This window comes from Thiofilum flexile DSM 14609, assembly GCF_000380185.1.
In the GTDB taxonomy this organism is placed as follows: domain Bacteria; phylum Pseudomonadota; class Gammaproteobacteria; order Thiotrichales; family Thiotrichaceae; genus Thiofilum; species Thiofilum flexile.
On sequence record NZ_KB904796.1, the window covers coordinates 1 to 6552 of the forward strand.

General features: G+C 38.9%; 8 protein-coding genes. 6 read left to right on the forward strand and 2 right to left on the reverse strand.

The features are described 5' to 3' along the window. Positions 1-130: 130 nt before the first annotated feature. The 5 genes from A3IK_RS20510 to A3IK_RS0115010 all read left to right on the forward strand — a co-directional run bounded on the left by A3IK_RS20510 (position 131) and on the right by A3IK_RS0115010 (position 3614). A complete protein-coding gene (locus A3IK_RS20510) occupies positions 131-1429 on the forward strand; it encodes a replication initiation protein (protein WP_020560800.1) in 1299 nt (432 codons plus the stop codon). A gap of 13 nt (positions 1430-1442) precedes the next feature. Then, positions 1443-1700, forward strand: a complete 258-nt coding sequence (locus tag A3IK_RS0114995; RefSeq protein WP_020560801.1) for a hypothetical protein — start codon at positions 1443-1445, stop codon at positions 1698-1700. Between the two features lie 116 nt (positions 1701-1816). Further along, positions 1817-2044: a hypothetical protein gene (locus A3IK_RS0115000; RefSeq protein ID WP_020560802.1), complete on the forward strand. Its 228-nt coding sequence runs from the start codon at positions 1817-1819 to the stop codon at positions 2042-2044. A 324-nt stretch (positions 2045-2368) separates the two neighbouring features. Next, the gene (locus tag A3IK_RS0115005; protein WP_020560803.1) at positions 2369-2686 is read left to right on the forward strand and encodes a hypothetical protein; all 318 of its coding nucleotides are present in this window, start codon (positions 2369-2371) and stop codon (positions 2684-2686) included. 34 nt (positions 2687-2720) lie between these two features. Next, the gene (locus A3IK_RS0115010) at positions 2721-3614 is read left to right on the forward strand and encodes a hypothetical protein (protein WP_020560804.1); all 894 of its coding nucleotides are present in this window, start codon (positions 2721-2723) and stop codon (positions 3612-3614) included. Between the two features lie 3 nt (positions 3615-3617). On the opposite strand, the gene A3IK_RS0115015 is transcribed toward A3IK_RS0115010, so the two are convergent. Beyond that, positions 3618-4067, reverse strand: a complete 450-nt coding sequence (locus A3IK_RS0115015) for a plasmid replication DNA-binding protein (RefSeq protein WP_162596671.1) — start codon at positions 4065-4067, stop codon at positions 3618-3620. A 177-nt stretch (positions 4068-4244) separates the two neighbouring features. On the opposite strand from A3IK_RS0115015, the gene A3IK_RS0115020 reads away from it, so the two are divergent. After that, entirely contained in the window at positions 4245-5300 is a 1056-nt protein-coding gene (locus A3IK_RS0115020; protein ID WP_020560806.1) for a Fic family protein, read from the forward strand. Positions 5301-5323: 23 nt separating this feature from the next. Here A3IK_RS0115020 and A3IK_RS0115025 read toward each other — a convergent pair. Continuing rightward, positions 5324-6552 (reverse strand): type IV secretory system conjugative DNA transfer family protein (locus tag A3IK_RS0115025; protein ID WP_020560807.1); only part of this gene is annotated, 1229 nt, incomplete at its 5' end.

Sequence of the window (6552 nt, forward strand, 5' to 3'; positions counted from 1 at the left end):
GAACTATGGAGGAAAAGCGGGTGAACTATGGAGGAAAAGCGGGTGAAGTCAATAAATTGAGATAATATTTGACATCTATACATATAGGTATATTATCTCAATATAATTTTACCCCGTAAGTATGTGAAAAATGCTTGTTATTCCCGAATACAACGAAAATGCAATTGTAAAGAAAGGAAATGACCTTATAGAGGCACGGTACAAGCTTTCAATTGGAGAACAAAGGCTTGTTCTTCTGCTTGCCTCTCAGATTCATGTAGATGATGAAGATTTTGAAGATTATGAAATACGGGTACAAGATTTTGCTGAAATGTTTAACCTCAAAACTGATAAATCTCTCTATGAAAAAGTAGAAGAAGCGGCTAAAGAATTGGTGGGAAAAAGGGTTTTCCTAAAAAATGGAAAAGAGGTTGAAGTAACAGCTTGGCTTTCGTATGTAAAATACATTCATGGCTCTGGCACTATCCAACTTCGTTTTGATAAATCGCTCAAACCATATCTATTACAACTTAAGAAGCAATTTACACAATATAAGCTCAATCATGTCATGAGTTTTAAAAGCTCGTATAGTATACGACTTTATGAGCTTTTAATAAAAGACGCTTGGGTACCAAAAAAAAACGGGAAAGATAGATTTGAAAAAACTTTTACACTAGAAGAATATAGGAATTTTCTAGGAATAGAAAAAGGAAAGTACCCAATTTTTGCAGACTTAAAAAAATGGGTAATAGAGCCACCAGTACGAGAAATAACCGACCAAACCGACCTTAATATTTTCGAGGTGCGCTATATAAAAACAGGGCGAAAAATAACAGGGCTTTGCTTTGTAGTCTTGATTCGATCAGAGGCGGAAACCTCCGCACAAGTCGCACAGCTCCAGCTTGGAGAGACTCCCACAGAGCAGCCAGAGACCCATCCCATTATTGACTCACTAATGAGCTACGGGTTTAGTTTTGAGAAGGCAAAAACCTATAAAAACAAGTATGGTATCAAGCAGATAGAAAGAAATATTGCCTATATGCTTGCAACAGAAAAAAACAAACCCATCCTTAATAAAGCGGGGTATTTAAGCAAAGCGATTGAAGACGATTACGGTAATGTTATAGGCGCTCAAGAACAAAAGAAGAAAGAACAAGTAGCACAGAAAAAAGCCGAAGAAGAGAGAAAGCAAAAAGAAGAACGAGAGCAGGAAAGAAAAAGAGAAGAAGAGCAAGCCAAAAAAAGAAAGGTATTTGATGAGTTCTTTTCACTCTCTGAGAAGGTGAGAAAATATATACAAGCCGAGTTTGAGGCTTATTTGAAAGAAAAAAAGATTTTTGAGGCAATTATTCAACGATGGAGCATACTAAAAAATGAAAAAGAATTGCTTATGGTTGAGGATGTTGGGTATAGGTTTTATAAGTTTATTGTAGAAAATAACTTTTTATGAAAAATTTAAGTATATGAAAAAGAAAGCTAAAAATGACAATGATTTTAATGTAAATATGTATGAAGGAAAAACTCCAGAAGAGAAATACGAGTTTTTTATAGGGATATGTGGAAATGCTGTGGGTTGCTTAGAGTGGTCAAGAGATAAAATGATGAAAGGGGATGTTGATGAAGCATTGGTGCAAATGAGCCATGCTAGAGATTTTATTGATGAGGTGGTAAAAGATTGGGATATGATTCGAGAAATGATAGAAAATCAAAGAGATAAATAGTTTTAAATCAAGGAGATAAATTTACTAAAAAATAGTCGTTAATCATAAACGCCCTACCCTAGGTCTTCGACCACCTAGAGCAGGACTTCATTTTCAACCTGTACAGGAGGCTAAAAATGCCAGCAGATAATACCCTATTGCCTACTCTCGGCAATACCGCTACTACTCAAATACCTTTTGAGTACGACAATACACACGCTCAACTAGTGATTTTGCAAAATGCTTTTAGGAGTGTTTTGAACTGCGCCGAGTTGCGAGACGCTGACCCACCCATGCTTGACACTTTGGATGCTCTCACCGAGCATTTTAGAGAGCTTTTGAATAATACTTACTTAGGCAAATAGGTAATGGTTGCCCTATTTAAATTTTAAATAGGGCAACCATCACAAATTGGTTGGTGAGCGGTTGATTTTTGTTGACAAACGGTCATTTTTGAGAGAGTGTTAACATAAGAGGGGGTGTTGTAGCCAAAGTGTTACCTCTTATCTTATTTTTTAAGATTCTGCATACAAAATAGAGTATTAAGTAATGAACAGCTTTTTTTACAATGTTCGAGCTTACTTACAAAGTCTATATGCAGAGGTGTTGACTTTCATATCTTTCAAAAAGTAGCTTGTTTTTTTATTTATTAACATATACTTAAATAAATAAATAAGATAAGAATTGATATGGGAATTGAAAATTATAAAGGCCTCACAATAGAAGAAGGCCAAATCCTTGATATTAAGGCTCTTCAAATGGCTCTTTCTAAACATACTTATATGACTATTGAAACAAGACCAATTCAAGATATGGATGCTTATAAGCGATTTTTAGGAAAAGACAATGAAGATATAGAAAGGGAGTTGTTGGGTGCTCCAGCTATTGATTGTTTAAAAGTAAGCAAAGACATGGGTACCGCTATACCAGTGGGTCATCCTGACCTCATTGATACCAAACCTTTGAGAAAGATATTACGCAAATTTAAAGGAATTTATTCTTTTTAATTTGAATCTTATAGACAAGTTTTGGGGTTTTTTTATGGTTGAAAAATTAAAAATTTTTTTATATAAAACAGCCTCATATTTTTTAATAAAAATAAGTAATTTTTTATATACTGTATCTAACTTTCTTCAATTTGAAGCATTAAAAATTCGGCGAAAAATTGATGCAAGATCTGAATCAAGAGATTATCTAAAAGAAATTAGTATAAGACCAGAAATATTAACAGCAACACCAGATGATGCAGCTGCATCTGTACAGGATAAAAGCCTAAAAAATGCAGTTTATCTTTATTTTCTCACAAAACAAGTTGTTGCAATTTATGAGTCTAGAATTAACCTTCTTCCACTACAAGTTTTTAATGAGATGCGCAATGCATTAGATCATTATTTTAGATCTTTATTAACTGTTGGGACTGCTGAGGAAAATCAAAATCACAAGCTATCCCAGATTAAAAAAATAGAAGGTCATATTCATAGATCATTATTAGATGTTATTAAGCTAACTTGTTCATCAATAGTGAGAAATATAGATAGAAATAGTAAGTTAATTGGTACTACATCATTAGCGTATGTTGATAATGGTGAGTTTATAAAACAATTAAAAAAACGTGCTCAAGTAGCTGAAAGTGCATTATGTGAAGCAAAAGTTAAAGAATATGAGTTTGGAGAAAACCCATCAAAAAATAAAGATGTATGTGACTACTATCTAGTTGCATTGTTAGCACACTTAGATTTTGATAAGTATTTTAAAGACAATTACGGTAATATCTTTTGGGGTAAAGCAAAGTATTTGACTTGGAAAACAGGTGGTTTTTTATTGACATTTTTAGCTGGGTATCTAGTACGAGTATTTTGGGCTGGTAGTGAAAACACACCAATAATTCAATGGTTTATTAAAATAATAAACTCAATTTTTAATGGTAAAACTTAACCTTTACCACCTCCAAAACATCCACTTTCTAATCTGTTGGATCTTTGGTGCTTCCAGTAGCTTGATAGTATCCGTCAATTTCTCAATCTGCCCCCGTTGCCATTGCTCCCGCTCTTGGGCTTGCCTCAAGCTCTCCTCTAGTAATCGGATTTGCTCCAGTTTCGATTTATAGAGGGGGTTGTTTTCTATGCTTTCCGTGTGTTCGCGCGAACGTTCACTTTGTTCGTTTTGTGTGTTCGCGAACGTTTGGCGAACATCTCCAAACACTCGCAAAAACTCCACTAGCTGAATAGTGCCGTCAGGGTTTCGGCTCATCTCACCACTCTTAAAAGCCCGATATATTCGGCTTCTATCAATATGAAAGCGTTTGCTAGCTTCGGTGACAGTAAGGTTTGAAGAGGTCATATAGTTGGGGTGTTCAAGTGTTGCAAAGCAAACGTTCACTTTGTTCATTTGCTACAAACCGAACGTTCATACAAACAACTATAGGAAAAAACAAAAATCTTACAAGCTACGATTTGCAAAATCGGGCTAGTAAGATTTTTGAGGGGGTGAAGGGGGAAAACTCCCCCTCATGAGGATGAAGTGAGATAAGAAAAACTTGAAAAATGGATAGAATCGGATATATAAATGGATATGTTTATTCTCAATACCCTTTCTGTTGATCACACCATTCTCGATCTCATTGCAAAAATTGATGAGTTTAAAGGCGCTTGGCAGTCGCTTGGCACGCTCGCTCCTGAACGGCTTTTCTCTTTGCGACGAGTCGCCACCATTGAAAGTATTGGCTCATCGACTCGTATTGAGGGTAGTAAGCTTTCTAATCAAGACATTGAGACATTGCTAGCTCGCTTGGAAATCAAACGCTTTGACACACGCGACGAGCAAGAAGTAGCGGGGTATGCCGAGGTCATGGAGTTGGTATTTTCCGCATGGCAACATATCAACCTCACTGAAAATCATATAAAACAACTTCATCGGGACTTACTCCAGTACAGCCATAAAGACGAACACCATAGAGGCTCCTACAAAAGTACAGCGAACCATGTGGGGGCTTTCAATGAAAAAGGTGAACAAATAGCGGTTGTGTTTGAGACCGCTTCCCCCTTTGATACTCCTCGCTTTATGCAAGAGTTGGTGGATTGGTACAACCGCGAGCAACGAGAGAGAAATATTCACCCTCTCATTGCTATTGCAGTATTTGTAGTGGTATTTCTCGAAATACACCCTTTTAAAGATGGAAACGGGCGACTTTCTCGTGTACTGACAACCCTGCTCTTACTTCAGGCGGGGTATGTGTATGTTCCCTACAGCTCTCTAGAGGCAGTCATAGAACAAAACAAACAAGCTTACTATATTGCTTTACGACAAACGCAAGGCACGATACGCACCGAGTCCCCCAACTGGCAACCGTGGGTGTTGTTTTTTCTGCGTTCCTTACTTTCCCAAGTGATCGCATTAGAAAAGAAAGTTACCCATGAAAAAATGGTACTGGCGGCACTTCCTGCCCTCTCATTGCTCATCATAGAACTGGCAAAGAAAAGGGGAAGAGTGACTGTAAAGGATATTGTGCTATCCAGTGGAGCCAGTCGAAATACAGTAAAAGCTCATCTACAAAAGCTTGTACAAGCAGGACAGATAAAACAATACGGAGCTGGTCGGGGAGTTTGGTACTCTCTCGCTTGAGGTATTGGAGGATAACCCCAGCCTTAAAGGGTTACATATTCGATCTTTTGCCCTTGTACCGCTTCTACAGGAACGGGCGGTCTTTGGGTGGCGCGTCTCATCCATCCCACCTGAAAGAATCCTTTTGAGGGAATCAAAACGGGTTTTTGATTCCCTGCCACGATCAAGATTTCCTCTTGCTTCATGGTGCGTATTTCGTTGGCGTTCAATAAATTATCTTCGCGGTATCTTTCTATTGGGTCGAGTAAGTCTTTGACTTGGTAATACCGTGTTTTCCCGATGATGTTCTGAAAAAATACGGTTGTTTGCGGGTCACTCCCTGCATAGGTGAGTAAGGTATGAAAACCGCCTTGTAACGCTTGGGCGTATTCCTTGCCATAGCGAGTGTCGAGCTGGGCGATACTCTGCAAGACAATAGACAAGCTCACCCTATAGCCTCGTATGGTGTTCGCGGTACTCACAAAGTTGGGAATAGTAGAATGCCCAAACTCATCATAGAGAACATACAGGGGCAAGGTGGAGCGGTCGGGCATTTTCCGCATACTGGCATTGAAAACCGAACGAAAAAAAAGACTGGTGAGAAACCCGTAATATTCGGCGTGTTGGGGCGGTGTTATAAAGAAAATAGCGGTTTTCGTGTGGCGTATGTCTTCAAGCCGAAAGCTTGAGCGAGCGGTAACACGGGCAATATTGCGTTGTCCTGCGGGTTTTAATGCAGTTAAGGCATTCAAAATAAAGCTTTGTATACCTTCTTGGTTGCCAGTCAGTACCCCTTGCCATTCGTTCCAGAGTCGGGGGTCTTGTGGATTGTGCGGGTCAACGGAATAACGCACTATAAAATCATCAAGGTTGCTCCCATCTTCCCCAAAGTTCTGCAAGAGATAGTACAGATTAGCGAGATTGTTCCAGTTCGGATTTTCAAGGCTGGCGTTTTTCAAACATCCCAAAAATACGGAAACGAAACGCTGAGCACCACTCAACCAAAAATCATCATTTCCCTTGCTGGCTCCTCGTCCCGCTTTAATAAGAATTTCAGCGATTTGGTCAAGCTCTATTTCATCTTGTGCCTCCTCTAAGGGGTTGAAGGTGTGCGAGTGTTGGGGATCATCGGGATTGATAACCAGGAGGCGAAAACCTCGGCTGGCCAGTTGGTGGCTAGTCGCTTCGTAAACTTCCCCCTTGGGATCATTCACCACCAAAGAGCAAGCGTGCTTTGAACGTTCGAGAACGTTCGGGATAATGTAACGGCTGG

Excerpts from the sequence above, each read along its gene's own strand:
- A3IK_RS0114995 (WP_020560801.1), top strand. The coding sequence starts at position 1,443 with ATGAAAAAGAAAGCTAAAAATGACAATGATTTTAATGTAAATATGTAT.
- A3IK_RS0115015 (WP_162596671.1), bottom strand. The coding sequence starts at position 4,067 with ATGAACAAAGTGAACGTTTGCTTTGCAACACTTGAACACCCCAACTAT.
- A3IK_RS0115000 (WP_020560802.1), top strand. The coding sequence starts at position 1,817 with ATGCCAGCAGATAATACCCTATTGCCTACTCTCGGCAATACCGCTACT.
- A3IK_RS0115020 (WP_020560806.1), top strand. The coding sequence starts at position 4,245 with ATGGATATGTTTATTCTCAATACCCTTTCTGTTGATCACACCATTCTC.
- A3IK_RS20510 (WP_020560800.1), top strand. The coding sequence starts at position 131 with ATGCTTGTTATTCCCGAATACAACGAAAATGCAATTGTAAAGAAAGGA.
- A3IK_RS0115010 (WP_020560804.1), top strand. The coding sequence starts at position 2,721 with ATGGTTGAAAAATTAAAAATTTTTTTATATAAAACAGCCTCATATTTT.
- A3IK_RS0115005 (WP_020560803.1), top strand. The coding sequence starts at position 2,369 with ATGGGAATTGAAAATTATAAAGGCCTCACAATAGAAGAAGGCCAAATC.